Origin of the sequence: Alkaliphilus hydrothermalis (assembly GCF_016908555.1) — a bacterium.
GTDB lineage: Bacteria > Bacillota > Clostridia > Peptostreptococcales > Natronincolaceae > Alkaliphilus > Alkaliphilus hydrothermalis.
On sequence record NZ_JAFBEE010000022.1, the window covers coordinates 16577 to 36990 of the forward strand.

At 37.3% G+C, this 20414-nt stretch carries 20 protein-coding genes and 1 riboswitch; of the genes, 3 read left to right on the top strand and 17 right to left on the bottom strand.

The window, feature by feature from the left end; all coding sequences use genetic code 11:
* Positions 1 to 61: 61 nt before the first annotated feature.
* Entirely contained in the window at positions 62 to 958 is an 897-nt protein-coding gene (locus JOC73_RS12665) for a LysR family transcriptional regulator (RefSeq protein WP_204403822.1), read from the top strand.
* 202 nt (positions 959 to 1160) lie between these two features.
* Here the strand turns inward: JOC73_RS12665 and JOC73_RS12670 are convergent, their stop codons facing one another.
* The 4 genes from JOC73_RS12670 to JOC73_RS12685 form a co-directional block, all read right to left on the bottom strand.
* Complete coding sequence (locus JOC73_RS12670; protein ID WP_204403823.1) at positions 1161 to 2639, bottom strand: DEAD/DEAH box helicase; 1479 nt, start codon at positions 2637 to 2639, stop codon at positions 1161 to 1163.
* A gap of 358 nt (positions 2640 to 2997) precedes the next feature.
* On the bottom strand, positions 2998 to 3585 hold the full coding sequence (locus JOC73_RS12675) for a DUF3793 family protein (protein ID WP_204403824.1): 588 nt from the start codon (positions 3583 to 3585) through the stop codon (positions 2998 to 3000).
* Between the two features lie 207 nt (positions 3586 to 3792).
* Positions 3793 to 3990, bottom strand: a complete 198-nt coding sequence (locus JOC73_RS12680; RefSeq protein ID WP_204403825.1) for a hypothetical protein — start codon at positions 3988 to 3990, stop codon at positions 3793 to 3795.
* Positions 3991 to 4280: 290 nt separating this feature from the next.
* Positions 4281 to 4472 (bottom strand): hypothetical protein, encoded by a 192-nt coding sequence (locus JOC73_RS12685; protein ID WP_204403826.1) that lies wholly within the window; start codon positions 4470 to 4472, stop codon positions 4281 to 4283.
* Between the two features lie 209 nt (positions 4473 to 4681).
* Here JOC73_RS12685 and dapG point away from each other — a divergent pair, with 209 nt between their 5' ends.
* On the top strand, positions 4682 to 5902 hold the full coding sequence (dapG, locus tag JOC73_RS12690) for an aspartate kinase (RefSeq protein ID WP_204403827.1): 1221 nt from the start codon (positions 4682 to 4684) through the stop codon (positions 5900 to 5902).
* Positions 5903 to 6006: 104 nt separating this feature from the next.
* Here the strand turns inward: dapG and JOC73_RS12695 are convergent, their stop codons facing one another.
* Positions 6007 to 6351, bottom strand: a complete 345-nt coding sequence (locus tag JOC73_RS12695; protein WP_204403828.1) for a YerC/YecD family TrpR-related protein — start codon at positions 6349 to 6351, stop codon at positions 6007 to 6009.
* A 248-nt stretch (positions 6352 to 6599) separates the two neighbouring features.
* Here JOC73_RS12695 and JOC73_RS12700 point away from each other — a divergent pair, with 248 nt between their 5' ends.
* A complete protein-coding gene (locus tag JOC73_RS12700; RefSeq protein WP_204403829.1) occupies positions 6600 to 6830 on the top strand; it encodes a hypothetical protein in 231 nt (76 codons plus the stop codon).
* A 48-nt stretch (positions 6831 to 6878) separates the two neighbouring features.
* Here the strand turns inward: JOC73_RS12700 and JOC73_RS12705 are convergent, their stop codons facing one another.
* The 12 genes from JOC73_RS12705 to guaA form a co-directional block, all read right to left on the bottom strand.
* On the bottom strand, positions 6879 to 7676 hold the full coding sequence (locus JOC73_RS12705; RefSeq protein ID WP_204403830.1) for a methyl-accepting chemotaxis protein: 798 nt from the start codon (positions 7674 to 7676) through the stop codon (positions 6879 to 6881).
* Between the two features lie 165 nt (positions 7677 to 7841).
* A complete protein-coding gene (locus tag JOC73_RS12710; protein ID WP_204403832.1) occupies positions 7842 to 8036 on the bottom strand; it encodes a hypothetical protein in 195 nt (64 codons plus the stop codon).
* 154 nt (positions 8037 to 8190) lie between these two features.
* Entirely contained in the window at positions 8191 to 9444 is a 1254-nt protein-coding gene (purD, locus tag JOC73_RS12715) for a phosphoribosylamine--glycine ligase (protein ID WP_204403834.1), read from the bottom strand.
* 375 nt (positions 9445 to 9819) lie between these two features.
* A complete protein-coding gene (gene purH, locus JOC73_RS12720; RefSeq protein WP_204403836.1) occupies positions 9820 to 11346 on the bottom strand; it encodes a bifunctional phosphoribosylaminoimidazolecarboxamide formyltransferase/IMP cyclohydrolase in 1527 nt (508 codons plus the stop codon).
* 14 nt (positions 11347 to 11360) lie between these two features.
* Complete coding sequence (gene purN / locus JOC73_RS12725; RefSeq protein ID WP_204403838.1) at positions 11361 to 11981, bottom strand: phosphoribosylglycinamide formyltransferase; 621 nt, start codon at positions 11979 to 11981, stop codon at positions 11361 to 11363.
* Entirely contained in the window at positions 11969 to 13006 is a 1038-nt protein-coding gene (purM, locus tag JOC73_RS12730; RefSeq protein WP_204403840.1) for a phosphoribosylformylglycinamidine cyclo-ligase, read from the bottom strand. Before purM ends, purN begins: the two co-directional genes overlap by 13 nt.
* Before the next feature lie 12 nt (positions 13007 to 13018).
* Positions 13019 to 14452: an amidophosphoribosyltransferase gene (gene purF, locus JOC73_RS12735; RefSeq protein WP_204403842.1), complete on the bottom strand. Its 1434-nt coding sequence runs from the start codon at positions 14450 to 14452 to the stop codon at positions 13019 to 13021.
* 73 nt (positions 14453 to 14525) lie between these two features.
* Positions 14526 to 15236: a phosphoribosylaminoimidazolesuccinocarboxamide synthase gene (gene purC, locus JOC73_RS12740; RefSeq protein WP_330613197.1), complete on the bottom strand. Its 711-nt coding sequence runs from the start codon at positions 15234 to 15236 to the stop codon at positions 14526 to 14528.
* Between the two features lie 22 nt (positions 15237 to 15258).
* Positions 15259 to 15771: a 5-(carboxyamino)imidazole ribonucleotide mutase gene (gene purE / locus JOC73_RS12745; RefSeq protein WP_204403844.1), complete on the bottom strand. Its 513-nt coding sequence runs from the start codon at positions 15769 to 15771 to the stop codon at positions 15259 to 15261.
* Positions 15772 to 16941: a 5-(carboxyamino)imidazole ribonucleotide synthase gene (locus JOC73_RS12750; RefSeq protein ID WP_204403846.1), complete on the bottom strand. Its 1170-nt coding sequence runs from the start codon at positions 16939 to 16941 to the stop codon at positions 15772 to 15774.
* Positions 16942 to 17120: 179 nt separating this feature from the next.
* On the bottom strand, positions 17121 to 18473 hold the full coding sequence (locus tag JOC73_RS12755; RefSeq protein WP_330613198.1) for an NCS2 family permease: 1353 nt from the start codon (positions 18471 to 18473) through the stop codon (positions 17121 to 17123).
* Positions 18474 to 18636: 163 nt separating this feature from the next.
* A riboswitch (purine riboswitch) is annotated at positions 18637 to 18738 on the bottom strand.
* 141 nt (positions 18739 to 18879) lie between these two features.
* A complete protein-coding gene (gene guaA / locus JOC73_RS12760; protein WP_204403848.1) occupies positions 18880 to 20412 on the bottom strand; it encodes a glutamine-hydrolyzing GMP synthase in 1533 nt (510 codons plus the stop codon).
* Between the last annotated feature and the right edge of the window lie 2 nt (positions 20413 to 20414).

Here is a 20414-nt window from a genome sequence, read left to right on the forward strand (position 1 = left end):
CATAATAAGATTTATAATAATAATTAATAATAATAATGTTCCATATTAGGAGGTCTAATGATTGGATGTTAATTTAGAACTATATAAAATATTCTATTACGTTGCTAAAAACCTAAGTTTTACCAAAGCAGCGGAGGAACTTTTCGTCACCCAATCCTCCGTCAGCCAGTCTATGGCTCAGCTAGAAAAAAAGCTGGATATTGTCCTATTCCACAGGACAAACAGGAGAGTCAGCCTGACCCATGAAGGAGAAATGCTTTTCTCCCATGTATCCCAAGCCATCAACATCATCAAGTCAGGAGAGAGGATTCTTGAAAATACAAAGGTCTTGGAGTATGGAGAGCTGAAACTGGGTGCCAGTGATACCATCTGCAAATATTTTCTATTGCCTTATTTCAGTCAATTTCATAGGATTTATCCTAAAATAAGAATTAATATTACCAATCAACCCTCAATCAGAACCATTGAGTCCGTCCGTAAAGGGGAGTTGGATTTTGGAATCATTAATCTTCCCTATGATTCTGTTCCTAATGATTTGAATGTTGAGGTGTTGTCCAATTTCACTGAAGTACTGATTACCAATAGGTGCTTTTTCAAAGGCACTGAAGGCATTACTTCTATCCAGCAATTGATGGATTATCCTTTGATTACCTTAACAAAGGAAACCAGCACTAGAAGGTATCTGGATAGCTATTTTCAAAAACACCAACTGACACTGGAGCCAGAGTTTGAGCTGGAGAGTATTGATTTAATCATGGAGTTGGTACAAATCGGCTTAGGCATCGGATTTGTAATTGATGCTGCCGTCGCAGCCTTAAAAAATGAGGATGTTTCAATAATCAATTTAAAAGAGCCTTTACCCACCCGCTCCATTGCCTTTATTTCAAATAAAAAACTCCCCTTGAGTATACCTGCTCAGGAATTTTTGGAGCTGTTATCAACCAATAAAGCGGATTAATGATATGAATATTTATGGCTATAGGTTCAGTAATTAATGTCTAGTCTAATGAAAAAGTAATGGGTTTTAACAAACAAGAAAAACAGCAAAGTGGGTACACAAAAATACTCATATTGCTGTTTTTTCAATGAACGAAGTTTAATCACTCTAGCAAATTCTCTTTACAATCAAATATTATATGCTTGAAGAGCAAAAGAGTATATTAGCGTCGATTTTTGCGATTGTCGTTTCGATTGTTTTTATTGTCGTTTCTATTATCATTTTTATTATTTTTATTTTTATCATTAAATTTATTACCACCAAAGGATTTGCTCTTGTTTTTATTATTATGATCCATGCCTTGGCCCTTATCTTTGTCTGACCACTTATCTTTTCCCTTATCTTTAAATTTACCCTTGTCTTTATCTTGGTAATGGTCTTTGCCTCGTCCTTTACCTTTTCCTCTGTCTTTTCCTCGTCCTCTGTTGTCTCCTCCAAAGTCCTTCTTACCTTTGTAGTTGGACTTACCGTGATCCTTTGAAGATGTTTTTCTGTCTTCATGGGATTTTTCGATATCCAACTCCAGCATTAGTGGATATCGCTCCAACTGGTGATTGATCCCCTCTTCAATTTTCCTTAAGGCATCCTTATCCTTTAGGGCCGCAAAGGTAATGGCAACTCCTTTTTCTCCTGCCCGTCCAGTTCTTCCGATTCGGTGGATATAGCCTTCTAGATCTTGAGGAATATCATAGTTGAAGATATGGGTGACACCCTCTACATCTAATCCCCTAGCGGCAACATCTGTGGCTACCAATATTTGAATCTTAGCCTTCCTGAATTTATCCATTACCCGCTCCCGCTTTGCCTGACTCAAGTCTCCATGAAGCTCATCTGCATTGTATCCATTGTTAATCAATGCAGCAGTCAGGGTGCTAGCTCTTCTTTTTGTCCTACAGAAGGCAATAGCTAAAAAAGGTTGGGTTTCATCTAATACTTTAAACAGGGAGGCTTGTTTCTGTCGATCAGTGGTCTCCACCACCATTTGTCGTATCTCATCTAAGGTGATGGCTCTTCCTCTTGCATGTACCGTCACAGGGTCCACCATCAACTTCTTAGCCAAAGCACTTACAGCCTTTGGAATCGTAGCTGAGAAAAGTAGCGTCTGACGACTTGGGGATGTAATATTACTTATAATCACCTCAACATCTGGCAAGAAGCCCATGTCCAACATTTGGTCTGCCTCATCCAATACCAAAGTATTGAGTCTACAGAAATTAAGGGTTCCTCTTCTTATATGGTCTATTAATCTACCTGGTGTTCCTACGACAATATGGGCTTTTTTCTTCAGCTTCCTTATTTGTGCCTCAACATCTTGGCCACCATAAACTGCTAATACACTTATACCACGACCCCTAGCCAATTTATCTGCTTCATTTTTTATCTGTAAAGCTAATTCTCTAGTTGGCGTGATCACCAACCCCTGCACAAAAGGAAACTCAGGATTAATTTTTTCCATCATCGGTAGCATGAAGGCAAAGGTCTTCCCTGTTCCTGTCTGGGCTTGGGCGATTACATCCTTTCCCTCCAATAAAAGTGGGATGGCTTTTTCTTGAATTGGGGTTGGCTCTTTAATCCCTTGCTTCATTAAACTTTTTACAAAAGTTTCGCTAATTCCTAAAGCTTTAAAAGCATTTATATCCATATGTATTCTCCTTCTTATATCAAAATTTATCCTAATTAGTCTTCAACTTATTCTACTCTATTTTCATATAAAGCAACACCTTTTTTTATTATTTTTCCTCCTTCATTCCCCACAAAAGTGGTGGAAGCTGCTGAAGTAATGATAAATATAATAATAAAAGAGTAACCGCTAGGGAAACAATTATTAAAGCCATTAAATATATTATTTATTGGAGGACTACATCCTATTCAATGGTAAAGAAGCAAAATCTTCCTATAAAGGATTTATGATCAAAAAAAAAATCTCTACATCTGATTTAGATATAGAGATCCTTAATCTAAAAAGCATTTATTTAATTTAATATTTTATCATAAGTACTTTATGCTGACAGTACAATTCCCTCAGGGGTAGTATGTTCTAACATTCTTTTCATTGCTTCCCTTGCCATCTTAAAAGCATTTCTTTTTTCATCAGAAAGTCTAGTGTCTCCATACACCCGCCACCCTTCTACCTTAGTCAATCTTAGGGAGGGATGCCCTATAAAGCCCAGTACATCCTTTAATGGATACCCAAGGAATACCCCTATTTCATCTGGAATATTACCTTCATTAATTTTATTAATTAATTGGGCTAAATAGACCTCTAATGAATATTCCTCTGGATAGCCTATACCCTTTAGAAACTTTAGATTTCTAGCTTCCTTTAAGGTTTCATCTAATGTGTTTGGATTGTAGAAGAACATTTTAATACAATCATTTCCAAAGTCTAATTCTTTATATTGTACTTGTTTGGAATTTGTAAATAAACCTTTAATACTGTTGGTAATGATTAAATCCTTTTCCTTCCTTTGGGGAAAACTCAAAATCTCCGCTGGCTTTGCTCCTAAAAATACCGGACCTAGAAGCTCAACATACCAGCTCAAAAAATCATGCTCGGTGTTTAGACAAAAGCAGTTATTAATTTTCATTTCCCAAACACCTCCTTTTAGAGAATTTATTCCTACATACTTCGTCTTAATATTATATTGGTTGCTATTGATTATTATTATCAACTGTATACTATTATCATATAATATTTTTCACGCTTTGTCAAAAATATTTTAAAAGCACAACATAAAAAAAGAAGGGTCACCCCTCCTTTTCTTATCCTGCTACAATATTAGTTTTTTACTAAACTATCTCCAGAAATAGTTTCCACCAAATAGTAAAACTAATAGTAAGAAGAAGAATAGTAAGCTATCTCCAGCCTCTGCAAATAGACCGCAGTTACAGAAGATGATTACTAACAATAGGAAGAAGAATAATAAACTATTCTCTCCACCAAAAAGACCTGCTATTGGATTACAAGTTGCTTTAGCTGCTACTTCACTCATTCAAGTCACCTTCCTTTAAATATTCGTTATGGATTTTAGAACTTAAAGCTTCTTTTTTTTTTAAGTTCTACTATATACTATGAGTTAGCTAAAAAAGTGTTACTGTTGCTATAAAAAGTAATTATTATATTACTTTTTTAAGAACAAAGTCTTCTTCGGAAGATTTAATTGATGACTTATGTTAAAACTCACTTACGATAAAGTTCTCTTTTCTATCCATTTAATGTAGAACCTTCCTATTCGATGTAATAAAAGGAATGGCTTTTACCACTCCCCCTTTTGAAAACATATTATCTAAAAAATGTTCGCCCCCCCAATAGAAGGATTAAAAGTAAAAGGAAGAATAGCAGACTATCTCCACTCTCAGCAAAAACGCCACAGTTGCAGAAAATGATGATTAATAGTAGAAGAAAAAATAGCAAGCTATTCTCTCCACCTAAAAAATTTCCTAGAATTCCAGTTCCTTTTACGGCTTCACTCATATAGTTACCCTCCCTCCATGTATCTTTTTAAAGGTTTAATACCATAATATGTGGTATAGGGAGAATCGTGAATTGTAAAATGGATAATATGCTATCATTTTCTATAAAATCATTGACTTTATCCATGAACATTTATAAGATTAAAGCATAATTTAAGTAATATAGTGTGTTTTAAAAAATATAGTAAATGGAAATACGAGGTGATTCCCTTGAGTATTATTGTTCAAAAATTTGGTGGTACTTCTGTATCTACTAATGAGAGACGAAGTATGGTTGTCGATAAAATTATGCATGTGAAAAATCAAGGAAAATCGGTGGTGGTTGTCGTTTCAGCTATGGGACGTAAAGGCGATCCCTATGCCACTGATACCATTAGAAATCTAGCACTGGAAACCAACCCCTACTGTAGCTTGAAAAATATTGATTTATTGATGAGCTGCGGAGAAATTATTTCTGCCGTGTCATTGGCTTCGATGTTAGAACTGTCTAATGAAAAGACTGTTGTTTTAACAGGAGCTCAAGCTGGTATTGTAACTGATGACAATTTTAGTAATGCGGAGATACTCAATATTGATGAAGGTAAAATTCTTCCCTATTTAGAAGAAGGTTACATTGTAATTGTCTGTGGCTTCCAAGGAGCAACAGATAAAGGTGAAATTACAACCCTTGGTAGAGGCGGCAGTGATACTACCGCTACAGCCCTTGGGGTAGCTTTAGGTGCCCAGCAGGTGGAAATCTATACAGATGTTGATGGTATTATGACGGCAGACCCTAATGTTGTTCCTACAGCAAAAATCATTGATGAGATTAACTATGCAGATGTTTTTCAAATGGCGGATAAAGGTGCTAAGGTTATTCATCCTAGGGCAGTAGAAATAGCTCAAAAAGGAAATATCCTAGTAAAGATTAAAAATACGATGTCAGACCACCCCGGCACTAGTATTTGTTATTGTCGTGGCAACAAAGAAAACCTATATTCTACAGACACTACACAAAAACTTTTAACTGCCATCACCAGCAAAGATCATATAGCACAAGTATCTATTCTAATGGAGGATAACTTGGAGAGGGATAGCCAATTACTGGCGGCTCTTTCTGACGCCAAAATCAGTATAGATATGATAAACTTTTTCGTAGATCGCAAAGTCTTTGTGATTGATGAGACACAAGTCCCTTTAATACACAAGATACTAAAGAAAATGAATGTTCAATATACAATCCTAGATGATTGTAGTAAAGTTACCATTATTGGAAGCAGAATCACTGGTATACCTGGGGTAATGTCTACAATCGTTCGAGCCCTCTCCAATGAACAGATTAAAATATTGCAGACCTCAGATTCCCAATCAACTATATCATGTCTTGTAAAGAAACCTGATGCTAAAAGGGCTGTAAATATTCTTCATGAAGCTTTTCATTTATATAAATAAAATTAATAACTAAAAAAAGAGCCTAGGCTCTTTTTTTTATAGGATAATTCTTTAATTATTTGTTTGTAAACTGTACTCACATTTTTTGAATTCGTACTTTGGTTTTAAGCATTTTGCTTATTTTCTTCTGCCGTTTCCTCTTTGTCTTCCTTTTTTATGCTTTCCAGCCTTTCCATGGCTAATTTGTAACCATCAGAACCATAATGAAGACATCTATTTACCCTACTGATGGTAGCTGTACTCGCTCCTGTTTCTTTCTCAATCTCAATATAGGTTTTTCCCTTTTTCAATAACTTTGCCACCTGTAGTCTTTGGGAAATGGACTGTAATTCTTTTATTGTACAGATATCTTCAAAAAATTGATAACATTCCTCAATATCCTTCAGTTGTAATATCGCCTCAAAAAGCTCATCATTATATTGATCTTTAAACCTAGATTGGAAAGACATATGACTCACCTCAAATCTATTTAATACTATATAGTATTCTACATACTACGTCTCTTTCCTTTATTATTTGTCCCATTATTCTAAAATTTACTAAACTAAAACTGCTTACAAACTAGTCTTTATCTATATAAATACCATTGCTTCTAGGGTTTTCTCTGATTGAAAATTTATAATGAAAATTTTTCTACTTTTATATCCCTCTAAACTCCACATACTATATTTATAAATAAGGATTGGAGGATTGATAATTGATGAAAATAAAATCTAGAGAAAGCTTCAGAAATCCTCAAGATATGATTGATTCCACCTACAATGCTAGGGACTTTCAAATTCCTGAAAAAACCATTAATTCCTATGTAATGCCATTGGATATGGTTAATGATGTAGATGCCTTTGCTTCCGAGAAATTCTATGGTGAGTCTTGGCAGAAAGAGATCAAAAAAATAACCCATAACAATCAACGGCATACATTAAGTTAATCTATAATGAATAGACAGATTCTTTGAATCTGTCTGTTTATTATAATCTTATATTTTATGGATGTTTGTTACTAGATTGTCTACAGCATATTCTAAATTCTTTCCTAGCTGTTTTTGCTCATCCGTTAACTTATTGAGCTCTTTTATTTCATCAGATACACTCACAACCTCATGATTAATGCTTGCTAATATATTACTAATTTGCTTAGTGAAATCAGTGGCATTGTTAGCCAACTTCTGAACTTCCTTTGCCACAACTGCAAAGCCTCTTCCTTGTTCTCCTGCCCTAGCTGCTTCAATAGAGGCATTTAAACCTAGAATGTGAGTTTGCTGAGTGAGTTTATCCATTGTTTGAATAATCTTATTAGTTTCCTTTACCAAATACATCGTTTTTGATGCAAACCCATTAAAATTATCACTAAGTTCTGAAGTATTGCTAATTGTTTGATTCATCTTTTCAATACTATCTACAGTAATATTACTTAAGGCCTCCACTTCATTTATCTGTTTCTCAATTTTTTCTAAAAGTTCTTCCTCATTCTCCACTATCATCATCATTAAATTTGCTGCCATACTGCAGATAATTGTACTGTTTTCATCAGAATACCTATTGATCTGATCCTTTACCTGTCTTACTCCTGTAGCTTCAATAATAACATCAACCTTGTTTCCTAGCAGCTCTTGAATACTACTGGTAAAAAAAACATTTAACTCCTTTGCTAATTTGATTCCAGGAGCTTCTTCGTTTATATCAACGATTCCCACAACAGTAATATTTTTCATTTTATTTAATGTTCTTAGAATGGAAGCTCCACCGTTTCCGCCTCCAATTATAGCTATTTTCATTATACCACCTCTTTTTATTAATTATTTTTTACTATTCGCTGTTAAATTCCATAATCCTTCCTATATAGTGGTATAAATCCATAATATGCTAAATTTCTCTCTTTACTGAGATTTTTTATAACAAAAAAAGTCCTAGGAGTACCCCCTAGGATTTTTTTTGTTATATTATACAACTCCGAATCCACCAAAAAATCCTGATCCACCGAACAATACAACTAATAACAAGAAGAAGAACAATAAACTATCACCATAATCAACAAATAAACCACAGTTGAAGAATATGATTACTAACAATAAGAAGAAGAATAATAAGCTACTTTCTCCTCCGAATAAACCCCCGATAGTTGTACCAAAACCCATAAACTCACTTCCTTTTCTGAAATATTATTTGGCTAGTATTTCGCTAGCCTTAATTCATACTATGAAGTTATGGGCTTTAGTGTTAATATTTTTCCAAAATAATGGCATAAAACACTTTGTATTAGCATACAAAATAAAAAGTTAATACAAGTTCCTACTTTACTGCTATATCCCTTCGATAAATCATTCCATCAAAATGGATTTCTTTAATATTATCATAAGCCTTACTTCTAGCCTCTTCTATCGTATCTCCTATGGCTGTAACCCCCAACACTCTACCTCCAGAAGTAACGATTTCTCCTTCTCGAAGTATGGTTCCTGCATGGAATACAACAATATCTGTCTCAATCTTTTTTAATCCCTTTATAATTTTACCCTTTTCATATTTGTCCGGATAACCCTCAGATGCTAAAACAACACATACAGCTGCCTTACTACTCCATTGAATAGCTATTTTGTCAAGTTCTTCCCTTAAAATATATTGGAAAATTTCTGCCAAATCCGATTCTAGGCGAGCTAATACTACCTGAGTCTCAGGATCTCCAAAACGAACATTATACTCTAACACCTTCGGCCCATCTTGAGTAATCATCAATCCCACAAAAAGAATACCATGATAATCCATTTCTTCCCCTTGAATCCCCTTAAGGGTAGGCTCTAAAACCTGTACCATTACCTGCTGGGCAATTACATCGGTGTAGGCATAGTTTGGAGAGTAAGTTCCCATCCCCCCCGTATTAGGCCCTTTGTCACCATCATAAACTCGTTTGTGATCTTGACTTCCCACCATAGGGACGATTGTTTTACCGTCTACAAAACATAATACAGAGGTTTCAATGCCCTCTAGAAACTCCTCTATCACAACTTCCTTTCCCGCATCTCCAAAAACTTGCTCCACTAAAATTTCTCTAAGCCCCTTTTCAGCCTCTTCAGCAGTACTACAAATTAAGACTCCTTTTCCAGCCGCCAATCCATCCGCTTTAATAACGACGGGATAACTATAGTCCTCTAAAGCCTGCACTCCCGCCTCAAAGGAATATACCCTATGGAATTTGGCAGTAGGAATATTATACTTCTCCATAAACTCCTTAGAAAATGCTTTGCTCCCCTCCAATTCAGCTGCCTTCCTAGAAGGCCCAATAATCTTTAGACCAGCCTGATTAAACTCATCAACAATCCCCATCACAAGAGGAACCTCTGGTCCGACAATAGTCATGTCTATTTTCATTTCCCGGGAAAATTCGACTAAACCAGCAATATCCTCCGCCTTTATGTTGACACACTTCGCCAATTTACCAATACCAGGATTTCCGGGTGCACAATATAGATCAGAAACCAACGAACTCTGCTTTAACTTCCATACAATGGCGTGTTCTCGACCACCACCACCGATTACCAATACCTTCATGGCTACACCACCCTTTATTATATTTCCTTTTATTTATTCTATCTTAAATATGACAGATGGAAAACCCATTGAGTTTTGGATTTTCCATCGGATTTTACTCTATAAAACTTTATAATAAGGTGGAAAATCTGTTAAGAAATTGAAATTTGTTTGTTAAGAACGAGGTTTCATATTTTAGATTTCCCACCATATCAACGTGGGTACATAAGGAGTAATTTTGACTACATGTCCATAATTCCCAACGATGGGAGGTGGTAAATCCGTTTATAAATTTGCATGTCTGAACGTAGTGAGTTTGCAAATTTTAGGATTTATCCTCCGAATGAGTTGTTGGAATTATTCATGTAGGAGATTTATGACGTTGCATTAATATTTCTAGTGTTTAAAGTGCCTCATCCCCGTAAACACCATCCCAATACCAACCTCATTACAAGCCTTGATAGAATCCTCATCCTTAATAGAGCCCCCTGGCTGAATAATGGCAGTCACCCCAGCCTTATACGCTGCATCTACACAGTCCCTGAAGGGGAAGAAGGCATCAGAAGCCAACACGCTACCCTTTAGATCAAGATGAGCGTTTTTCACTGCATTATCCAAAGCCCAGATTCTCGAAACTTGACCTGGTCCAATGGCTACAGTCTGTTGATCCTTCACTAGAACAATGGCATTTGACTTTACGTGCTTCACTACCTTAAAGGCAAATAATAGATCCTCCATTTCCTTCTCAGACGGTGCTTTTTCAGTTACTGTTTTAATTTCCTCCAATAGGGCGTCGTCCTTCTCTTGTACTAGAATACCCCCTAACACCTTTTTCATGTCATAGCCCTGCTTTTTCGCCTTTATATCTTCAAGTTTAATTAATCTAACGTTTTTCTTTGCTTTAAATATTTCTAGAGCTTCCGCAGTAAAGTCTGGCGCTACCACCACCTCTAAGAATATATCCTTCATCATATCAGCAGTTTGTCCGTCTATTTGATCGTTGGCTGCCACAATGCCACCAAAGATTGATTGAGGGTCAGCTTCATAGGCTTTTTTGTATGCCTCGAATATATTTTCAGCAGTAGCAACACCACAAGGGTTCGTATGCTTTACCGCCACAATCGTTGGTTTGTCAAATTCCTTTAATAGCTCCAATGCGCCATTTGTATCGTTAATATTATTAAAAGAAAGCGCTTTACCCTGTAATTGTTCTCCACCGCCTAAAGCGCCAGCCTGACTACCAAACTCCCGATAAAAAGCTGCCTTTTGATGGGGATTCTCTCCATACCTCAAATCCTGAACCTTTTCATAGGTCATGGTCAAAGTTTCAGGGAAGGTCTTCAACCCTCTTCCTAAGTATCCTGCAATTAAAGTATCATAATGACTCGTATGTTGGAACACCTTTAACGCTAGGTTATATCTAGTATCAAGAGTAGTATTTCCTCTATTTTCAATTTCCTCCAACACTTTGTCATAGTCCTTAGGGTCAATGATGACAGTCACATCTGGGTAATTTTTAGCGGCAGAACGTAACATAGTAGGCCCGCCGATATCAATATTTTCCACCGCATCCTCTAAAGTTACGTCTTCCTTTGAAATTGTTTCTTTAAAAGGATAAAGATTAATAATTACCATATCAATCGGTTTAATGTCTAATTGCTCAATTTTCTCCATATGATGAGGATTGCTTCTCATGGCTAAAATTCCACCGTGGATTACTGGATGTAAAGTCTTAACCCTTCCATCTAAGCACTCTGGGAAACCAGTTACATCTGAAGCATCTATCGCATTAAGCCCAGAATCCCTTAATAGCTTTGCTGTTCCGCCGGTTGATAATATTTCTATACCTAGTTGTGATAGCTTAGTTGCAAATTCAACAATTCCCCTCTTGTCTGATACACTGATTAATGCTCTTTTAATCATGACATCACCCCACTCTATATTTTTACTCGATCATCAATTACCACCAATAGCCCCTCTTCATAGAGTTTTACCGCCCTTGGAAGTAGTTGGTGCTCGATGGCTAATACTTTTTCTTGAATCGTATCAACAGTATCATCAAAGTCAACCTTCACTGCTTCTTGAAAAATGATGGGCCCTCCATCTGTTTCCTCATTGACGAAGTGAACAGTTGCCCCTGTTATTTTAACCCCTCGCTTAATAACCTCTTCATGAACCTTTCGTCCATAAAACCCCTTACCACCAAAGCTTGGTAGCAAGGAAGGATGGATATTAATAATTCGATTTCGATATTTTTCTATGATTTTTTGTGGGATGATGGCCAAGTACCCAGCCAATACCACCAAATCTATTTCCTCCTGCTGTAGCATCTCCAAAAGTTTTAAGTCCCGATCTTTTCCCTCAGGATAGGTAGCACGATCTAATACAGCAGTCTTGATATGATGATTTTTAGCTCTGGTTAATCCATAGGCATCGGGCCTATTGGAGATTACCAGCTTTATTTCAGAGGAGAAATACCCCTTTTCACTAGAATCAATTAAGGATTGGAGGTTTGTTCCTCCTCCAGAGATGAGGACAGCAACCTTTACCCTTGACATAATACCACCTGTCTTTGTCCTTCAGTTATTTCACCAATGATATAGGCTTTTTCCCCAAGGTTATTCATGATTTCCAATACCCTTTCAGTGTCAGCTTTCTTTACCACCATCATCATACCAACCCCCATGTTGAAGGTTTTATACATTTCATCCATCTCCACATTGCCCATTTCTTGAATCACAGAGAAGATTGCAGGGATTTCCCAGCTACCCAGTTGGATGCTGGCATCTACCCCTTCTGGTAATATCCTTGGGATATTTTCATAGAAACCGCCACCAGTAATATGGACAAGTCCTTTAACTTCTATTTGCTTTAATAATTCCAGCACTGGCTTTACATATATTTTCGTTGGAGTCAGTAATTCTTCCCCTAAAGTCTTTTCTAAGCCATCTATTTTATTATCTACTGAACATTTCTTTACATCAAAGAACAACTTTCTTACAAGGGAATAACCATTGCTATGGATTCCACTGGAGGGTAATCCGATGATTACGTCTCCAGCTTCAATGTTAGCTCCAGTAATTAATTTAGATTGATCTACGATTCCCACTGCAAAGCCTGCCACGTCATATTCTCCGTCGGCATAAAAACCAGGCATTTCTGCTGTTTCTCCACCGATTAAAGCACATCCAGCCTTTTTACAACCATTGGCAACACCCTTTACGATTTCAGTGATGCTCTCTGCCTTCAGCTTTCCAGTAGCCACATAGTCTAAAAAGAATAGGGGTTGGGCGCCTTGACATAGAATGTCATTTACACACATTGCCACACAGTCTTCCCCGATGGTATCATGGCGATCCGTCATAAAGGCAATTTTCAACTTTGTTCCTACACCATCGGTACCAGATACAAGGATGGGCTCCTTCATTCCTGTTAAGTCTGGCTTGAATAGCCCACCAAACCCTCCAATGTCTGTTAAAACTTGAGGAGAAAAGGTTCCTCTAACATGTTCCTTCATTAAATTAACTGCTCTTTGTCCCTCTTCCGTATTTACACCCGCAGCACTGTATGTTAAATTTTCCATATTATACCCCCCTTAAAGTCTCTCAAATACTTTAGAGCTTGTAATTACATTTCCCTGCATACTGCTTACATCAATTGGGTAGCTTCCACTAAAGCAGGCATGACAGAAGGAATCATTATCTAATCCTACAGAGGCAATCAGCCCCTCTAAACTAATATATCCTAAGCTATCGGCTTCTATTAACTTTCTTATCTGCTCCACCGTCTTAACCGCTCCTATCAATTGGTTCCGGTCTGGAGTATCTATCCCGTAATAACAACTGTGGGAAACAGGTGGAGAACTGATTCTTACATGGACTTCTTTAGCTCCTGCCTTTTTTAAGGAGTTTACAATCTTCTTGCTTGTTGTTCCCCTTACAATAGAATCATCGATCATTACGATTCGCTTTCCCTCTATATTTTGCTTTAAAGGATTGAGCTTTAATCTTACAGCTGCCTCCCTTAGGCTTTGGTCTGGTTGAATAAAGGTTCTTCCAATATATCTGTTTTTAATAAAGCCTTCTCCAAAGGGGATACCAGATGCCTCTGCATACCCAATGGCAGCGGGGATAGAAGTATCTGGTACAGCGATTACCATATCTACATCGGCAGGATGTTCCTTTGCCAATATCCTCCCGGCATTCATACGGGCTTGATATACTCCCACTCCGTCAATGATACTATCGGGTCTTGCAAAGTAGATATATTCAAAGATACAGGAGGCCTTTTTAACTTGTTTCTCAATTTTTTTGATTTGATAACCCTCTTCATTGATGGTGACAATCTCACCGGGTTCAATGTCCCTCACAAACTCTGCCCCCAATACATCTAGAGCACAGCTTTCAGAGGCTAACACATATCCATCCTCCATTTTGCCTAAGCAAAGAGGTCTTAGCCCATGGGGGTCCCTTACTCCGATTAGTTGATCTTCTGTTAATACCACTAGCGCATAGGCTCCACGAATCAACTCCATCGTTCTTTCAATAGCATAGACCATTCCCTCATTACTGAAGCGGGCAATTAAGTTTACGATCACTTCACTGTCTATCGTCGTTTGAAATACGATTCCATCATCTTCGAGTCTTTCTCTTAATAGGGCGGCATTAACTAGATTTCCATTGTGGGCTAGTCCAATGCTTCCCCTCCTATATTTGACCACAAGGGGTTGGGCGTTTGCCACATAGCTTTCTCCAGTGGTGGAGTATCTAACGTGACCAATTCCGATATGACCCTTCAGCTTTTCTTCAAAGATACCATCCTTAAATATATCCTGTACTAACCCCATATCCTTGTGAAAATGAGTGTGAAGACCATCAGTGGTGGCAATACCAGCACTCTCCTGTCCCCTATGTTGAAGACTGTGAAGTCCATAATATACCATCTTTGCAACTTCTATGTTTTTGTTTCGATATACCCCTACAACACCACATTCTTCCTTTAGTTTATCGAAATTGAAAGTTTCAAACATTCCATGCCCCTCCATTCTCCGGTTAAATTTAAAGCCCTTCTGTCACAAATCATTGAATACCCAAGTAATATTCTTATTTTTTCAATCTATTTAAGACTTCTTGATAAGCCTCTTCTACATTGCCTAAGTCCCGTCTAAAACGATCCTTGTCTAATTTTTCATTCGTATTTGAATCCCATAACCTACAGGTATCGGGAGAAATTTCGTCAGCTAAAATAACTTTACCATCATAAACCCCAAATTCCAGTTTAAAATCAACTAATTTTAAGCCCTTGGTCAAGAAGAATTCTTGAAGTATTTCATTAACCTTTAGAGCTTGTTCTTTAATGTATTGGATTTGCTCCTTTGTTGCTAGTTCTAATGCAATGGCATGATCGTCGTTGATTAGCGGATCACCCAACTCGTCATTTTTGTAGCAGAATTCCAAAACAGGAGATTTTAAAATTTTACCTTCCTCAAGTCCTAATCTCTTTGCCATTGAACCTGCTGTAACATTTCTAACAATCACCTCTAAAGGTAGAATGGTAACTGACTTTACCACCATTTCCCTTTCATTAATTAAGGAGATAAAATGATTTTCAACCCCCATTTCCTCCAGCAGCTGAAACAGAATTGCCGACATTTGATTGTTAATTGCTCCTTTTTCAGCAATGCTCCCCTTCTTTTCTCCATTAAAGGCGGTTGCATCATCCTTGTAGGTCACGATTAACTGATCTTGAACCTCTGTTTTATATACTTTTTTTGCTTTACCCTCATAAAGCATCTCTAATTTAGTCAATTCCATTTTATCTTCCTCCTCACTATCTTTATTTCAAGTATTCCTCATAGCCAATTTCCTCAAGCCTCTCAGCCTTTTCCTCCACCATTTCCTTCAAGCCCTTCTTATAGGCTCTTAACTTTTCCTTTACTTCCTCATCCATCAAGGCAATGATCTCCGCCGCCAATATCCCAGCATTCTTACTGCCATTGATGGCTACTGTAGCCACTGGAATCCCAGGAGGCATTTGAACGATGGAGTACAAAGAATCTAAGCCGTCTAATGTTCTACTTTTCACTGGTACTCCGATTACTGGAAGATTTGTTAGGGATGCCACCATCCCTGGTAAATGGGCTGCCCCACCTGCTCCAGCAATGATTACCTTAATACCCCTCTCTTCCGCTTCCTTAGCATAATCAAACATTCTTTCTGGGGTACGATGAGCTGATACGATGGTGCATTCATAGGATACATTAAATAAATCCAACATTTCCGCAGCATCCTTCATAATTGGCAAATCCGAATCGCTTCCCATGATTATTCCTACCCTAATGTTCTCCATCTAAATTACCTCCTCACCAATAACCTTTATCGTATTCTTCACAATTTCTGCCCTTTCAAAGGCTTCATCAATTGTATCTCCTAAGATTGTCACGTGCCCTACCTTTCTGTAGGGTGAAGTAGTTATTTTTCCATAATAATGTAGGAATACCTGCGGTAGTGCCAAGGCTTCCTTAGCCCCCACCAACTTTGCCTTCCCCCTATAATTAGCTTCCCCAAGAATATTAATCATTACACCAGCACGATTAAGTTGTACTTTACCAAGGGGGAGTTCCAAAATACTTCTTATGTGTTGACCAAATTGCGATATGCTACAACCTTCTATGGTGTAATGTCCTGAGTTGTGGGTTCTTGGGGCAATTTCATTGACCAGCACATCCTCTTCCTCAGTAACAAACATTTCTATACAGAAGACCCCTACCCCTTCTAGTACTTCCATTGTTTTAAAGGCCAGTTCCTTTGCCTTTGTTGCTACTATGTCATTAACTCTTGCAGGGAAAATGGTCATCTTCAATATATTATTTTCATGTAGGTTTTCACACAGGGGGAATACTTCTAAATCTCCACTAATACCCCTCCCCACCACTACAGAGATTTCTTTAGTAAAGGGAACAAATTCCTCCACCATCAGCTTCCATACCCCTTCTCCAAGGGCTTTATAGGCTTCTTCTATTTCATCGTGGCTCTTGATTAAGTAGTTGCCCTTACCATCATATCCACCTCTACAACTCTTAAGTAGTAGTGGAACACCAAAAGTTTCCACTGCCCTATTAAGATCATCAAGAGAGTCTATAACTTCAAAATTTGCTACGGGTATATCATTGGATTGTAGAAATTGCTTTTGATACGCTTTGTCTTGGATTTTCATTAGGGTATGGGGTGAAGGATATATTTTATGTCCTGACTTTTGTAGGTCAATAAGTACTTCTGCATTAATATGTTCAAATTCATAGGTAATTACATCACATTTTTCAGCTAATTTTTTGATTTTAAGAGGGTCATAGAAGTCCCCTACGATCAGCTCATCTACTATTGAAGCCGCTGGACAATCAGCGTTTGGATCTAGGACAACGAAGTAAATTCCCATTTTTTTTCCCTCTAGGACCATCATTTTTCCTAACTGTCCTCCTCCAACAATTCCAACTTTTATTTGGCTAATATCTTGGTTCATTTCTTTGTTCCCTCCCTCAATTAGAATAATAAATTACATTCATTAAATATATTTATAAATATTAGAGTTTGTTAATATTTCGTATATAATCCTAATAATTAAGCTATTTAAGTTACATATTGGGTAATTAAAAGCAGCTAAGGAAATCTTAGCTGCTAATATTAATTTATAACCCTCAATTAGTGGGGTAAAATCGTAAATCTTAGTACGAATAGGATTGCTAAAACAATCATCGTAGGATGGATTTCTTTAAATTTACCTGCTGCTACTTTTGTAATACAGTAGAAGATAATACCACCAGCGATTCCATTTGCAATACTGAAGGAGAATGGCATCAATGCAATCGTAAAGAATGCTGGTAATGCTTCTGAAAAATCATCAAAGTTAACATTTCTCACAGAACCCATCATTAATACCCCAACAATAATTAGTGCAGGTGCTGTTGCTGCTCCTGGTACCATTAATGCAAATGGAGCTAGGAAGATAGAGAATAAGAATAATACTCCTGTTGTTACTGCTGTTAAACCTGTTTTACCACCTTCTGCTACTCCAGCAGCAGACTCAACAAAGGTAGTCACTGTAGATGTCCCTAATACAGCACCAGCAGATGTTGCCACTGCATCGGCTAATAAAGCTTTGTTCATATTTGGAAGTTTACCATTTTCATCCAACATTTTTGCTTTTGCACCAGTTCCGATTAAAGTCCCGATTGTATCAAACATATCGACTAAGCTGAAGGAGATAACTACTGTAATCACACTCATAATTGCTCCTACAACACTTGCTTCACCAAGATTTAATAATCCTGCAAAGTCCATTTTCATAAATGTTGGAGTAATATCTAAAGAGAAATCCATCAATTGAGTATTTGTTACTCCCATTGGGATCCCGATTAATGTTGTTGCAACGATTCCGATTAATAAGGCACCTTTAGTACGTTTTACCATTAAGATAGCTGTGATGACAACTCCAATAACCCCTAGGATTGCCGCAGGTTCTTTAAAGTTAGCTAAAGCTACTAATGTTACTGGATTACCAATTACTATACCTGAGTTCTTAAATCCTAGTAAAGCAATGAATAAACCAATACCACCACCGATGGCATGTTTTAAAGAATTTGGAATACCTTCAACAATCATTTCTCTAACGCCAGTTACTGTAAGAAAAATAAATACGATACCTGAAACAAAGATTGCCGCTAGAGCCTGTTGCCATGTATATCCCATTCCTAAAACAACGCCGTAGGTAAAGAATGCATTTAATCCCATTCCCGGTGCCTGGGCAAAAGGTAGGTTCGCATAGAATCCCATGATTAATGTACCAATTGCTGCTGATAAAGCTGTTGCCATGAATACTGCATTAAAGCTCATACCTGCTTGAGATAAAATATCTGGGTTTACGAATAAAATATAAGCCATGGTGATAAAAGTAGTAATACCTGCTATAATTTCTGTTTTTACGTCGGTTTTGTTTTGCTTTAGTTGAAACTGTTTTTCTAAAAAGCTTGTGTTTGCCATAGTGTTTTGAGCCACTTTGGATTCCTCCTTAATTTTTCTTTTTTTATAAAAATATAAAACCCGGAAGGATAGGCATCATAGATGAAGTGAAACCTATCCGTCCGGGCTTTTATCCCCTCGGTGTAGCATTTTTCTAAATGCCTGTACCGCTCGGACCTTCCTTTTTAAAGAAAGGAACCCTAGGTACACTTTCACCCATAGTAGAATGATTTACGGTCATCCTGTAGAAACTGTCGAACCTTATTATCGACATTATACGAGCCAAATATTCGTTTTTGATTAATTCTTTAACCTAAGTTTATTTTAACAAATCAAAGGGGCTAGGTCAATATGTTTTTCGAATATTTTTATCAAATTTATTGGTATTAATTTGTGTTATTGCGAACATATTAAAGTTTAAGAAGCTATAATGTTCGTGTTTTTACTCCCACTCTACTGTTGATGGTGGCTTACTTGTAATGTCATACACAATTCTATTAACGTTATCTACTTCATTGACGATTCTTCTAGACATTCTTTCCAATACTTCAAAGGGAATACGGGCCCAATCGGCTGTCATGGCATCGGAGCTGGTGATGGCACGGATACCAATCGTGTGGGCATAGGTTCTTTCGTCCCCCATGACACCAACACTCTTGATGTTAGGAAGAACAGCAAAGTACTGCCAGATTTCTCGATCAAGGTTTGCCTTTTTAATTTCTTCACGAACAATCGCATCAGCTTCACGAACAATGTGCAGCTTTTCTTCTGTAATTTCCCCTAATACCCTCACTGCTAGACCTGGCCCCGGGAAAGGTTGTCTCCAAACAATCTCCTCTGGTAATCCCAGTTCTGTTCCTACTTCTCTAACTTCATCCTTGAAAAGATACTTAAATGGTTCGATTAACTCAAATTTCATATCTTCTGGAAGTCCACCTACATTGTGATGACTCTTGATTACCGCTGCTGTATCAGTGCCACTTTCAATGATATCTGGGTATAGGGTCCCCTGTACTAAATAGTCTATTTCCCCTAATTTATTGGCTTCTTCTTCAAAAAGACGAATGAATTCTTCACCTATAATCTTTCTCTTCTTCTCAGGATCATCTATCCCTGTTAACTTTCCTAAGAAACGATCTTTTGCATTCACTCTAATGAAATTCATCTTAAATTTATTTTTAAAGATTTCTTCAACCCAATCCCCTTCGTCTTTTCTTAAAAGACCATGGTCTACGAAAATACAGGTTAAGTTTTCTCCAACAGCTTGATGCACTAGTACCGCTGCTACAGAAGAGTCTACTCCCCCAGATAGGGCACATAGAACCTTCTTATCTCCCACCTGTTGTCTAATGGCTTCAACTTCTTCTTCGATATAGTTTTTCATTGTCCAAGTACCTTCACAGCCACATACTTCATATAGGAAGTTCTTAAGCATCGCCTTACCATTCTCAGTATGCTCTACCTCTGGGTGGAATTGTACTGCATAGTGTTTGTCTGCTACATTTTCCATTGCCGCAACTGGACAGTCCTCTGTAGAAGCTGTGATGACAAAGCCTTCTGGAGCTTTTTCAATGAAATCCGTATGACTCATCCAACAAATTGAGTCCTGTGGAATGTCCTTAAATAATAAGGAATCTTCATTTATGTTTAAAGCAGTCTTTCCATACTCTCTATTTTTTGCTCTATTTACTTTTCCGCCTAATGACTCTGCCATTAATTGTCCACCGTAGCAGATTCCAAGGATTGGAATACCCATCTTAAATATTTCCTCATCACATTTTGGTGCCTTTTCTCCGTATACACTGGAGGGCCCACCGGTAAAGATAATTCCTTGTGGGTTCTTTTGTTTTATTTCATCTACAGAAATCTTGTAGGATACTACCTCACAGAAAACATTAAATTCCCTTACTCTTCTTGCAATTAATTGATTATATTGTCCGCCAAAATCTAGAACTAAGATTAACTCGTTATTCATTT

Excerpts from the sequence above, each read along its gene's own strand:
- JOC73_RS12705 (WP_204403830.1), bottom strand. The coding sequence starts at position 7,676 with ATGAAAATAGCTATAATTGGAGGCGGAAACGGTGGAGCTTCCATTCTA.
- JOC73_RS12680 (WP_204403825.1), bottom strand. The coding sequence starts at position 3,990 with ATGAGTGAAGTAGCAGCTAAAGCAACTTGTAATCCAATAGCAGGTCTT.
- purM (WP_204403840.1), bottom strand. The coding sequence starts at position 13,006 with ATGGAAAATTTAACATACAGTGCTGCGGGTGTAAATACGGAAGAGGGA.
- JOC73_RS12685 (WP_204403826.1), bottom strand. The coding sequence starts at position 4,472 with ATGAGTGAAGCCGTAAAAGGAACTGGAATTCTAGGAAATTTTTTAGGT.
- purH (WP_204403836.1), bottom strand. The coding sequence starts at position 11,346 with ATGATTAAAAGAGCATTAATCAGTGTATCAGACAAGAGGGGAATTGTT.
- purD (WP_204403834.1), bottom strand. The coding sequence starts at position 9,444 with ATGAAGGTATTGGTAATCGGTGGTGGTGGTCGAGAACACGCCATTGTA.
- purN (WP_204403838.1), bottom strand. The coding sequence starts at position 11,981 with ATGTCAAGGGTAAAGGTTGCTGTCCTCATCTCTGGAGGAGGAACAAAC.
- JOC73_RS12710 (WP_204403832.1), bottom strand. The coding sequence starts at position 8,036 with ATGGGTTTTGGTACAACTATCGGGGGTTTATTCGGAGGAGAAAGTAGC.
- purC (WP_330613197.1), bottom strand. The coding sequence starts at position 15,236 with ATGGAATTGACTAAATTAGAGATGCTTTATGAGGGTAAAGCAAAAAAA.
- purF (WP_204403842.1), bottom strand. The coding sequence starts at position 14,452 with ATGTTTGAAACTTTCAATTTCGATAAACTAAAGGAAGAATGTGGTGTT.
- JOC73_RS12750 (WP_204403846.1), bottom strand. The coding sequence starts at position 16,941 with ATGAACCAAGATATTAGCCAAATAAAAGTTGGAATTGTTGGAGGAGGA.
- JOC73_RS12695 (WP_204403828.1), bottom strand. The coding sequence starts at position 6,351 with ATGTCTTTCCAATCTAGGTTTAAAGATCAATATAATGATGAGCTTTTT.
- JOC73_RS12675 (WP_204403824.1), bottom strand. The coding sequence starts at position 3,585 with ATGAAAATTAATAACTGCTTTTGTCTAAACACCGAGCATGATTTTTTG.
- JOC73_RS12670 (WP_204403823.1), bottom strand. The coding sequence starts at position 2,639 with ATGGATATAAATGCTTTTAAAGCTTTAGGAATTAGCGAAACTTTTGTA.
- guaA (WP_204403848.1), bottom strand. The coding sequence starts at position 20,412 with ATGAATAACGAGTTAATCTTAGTTCTAGATTTTGGCGGACAATATAAT.
- purE (WP_204403844.1), bottom strand. The coding sequence starts at position 15,771 with ATGGAGAACATTAGGGTAGGAATAATCATGGGAAGCGATTCGGATTTG.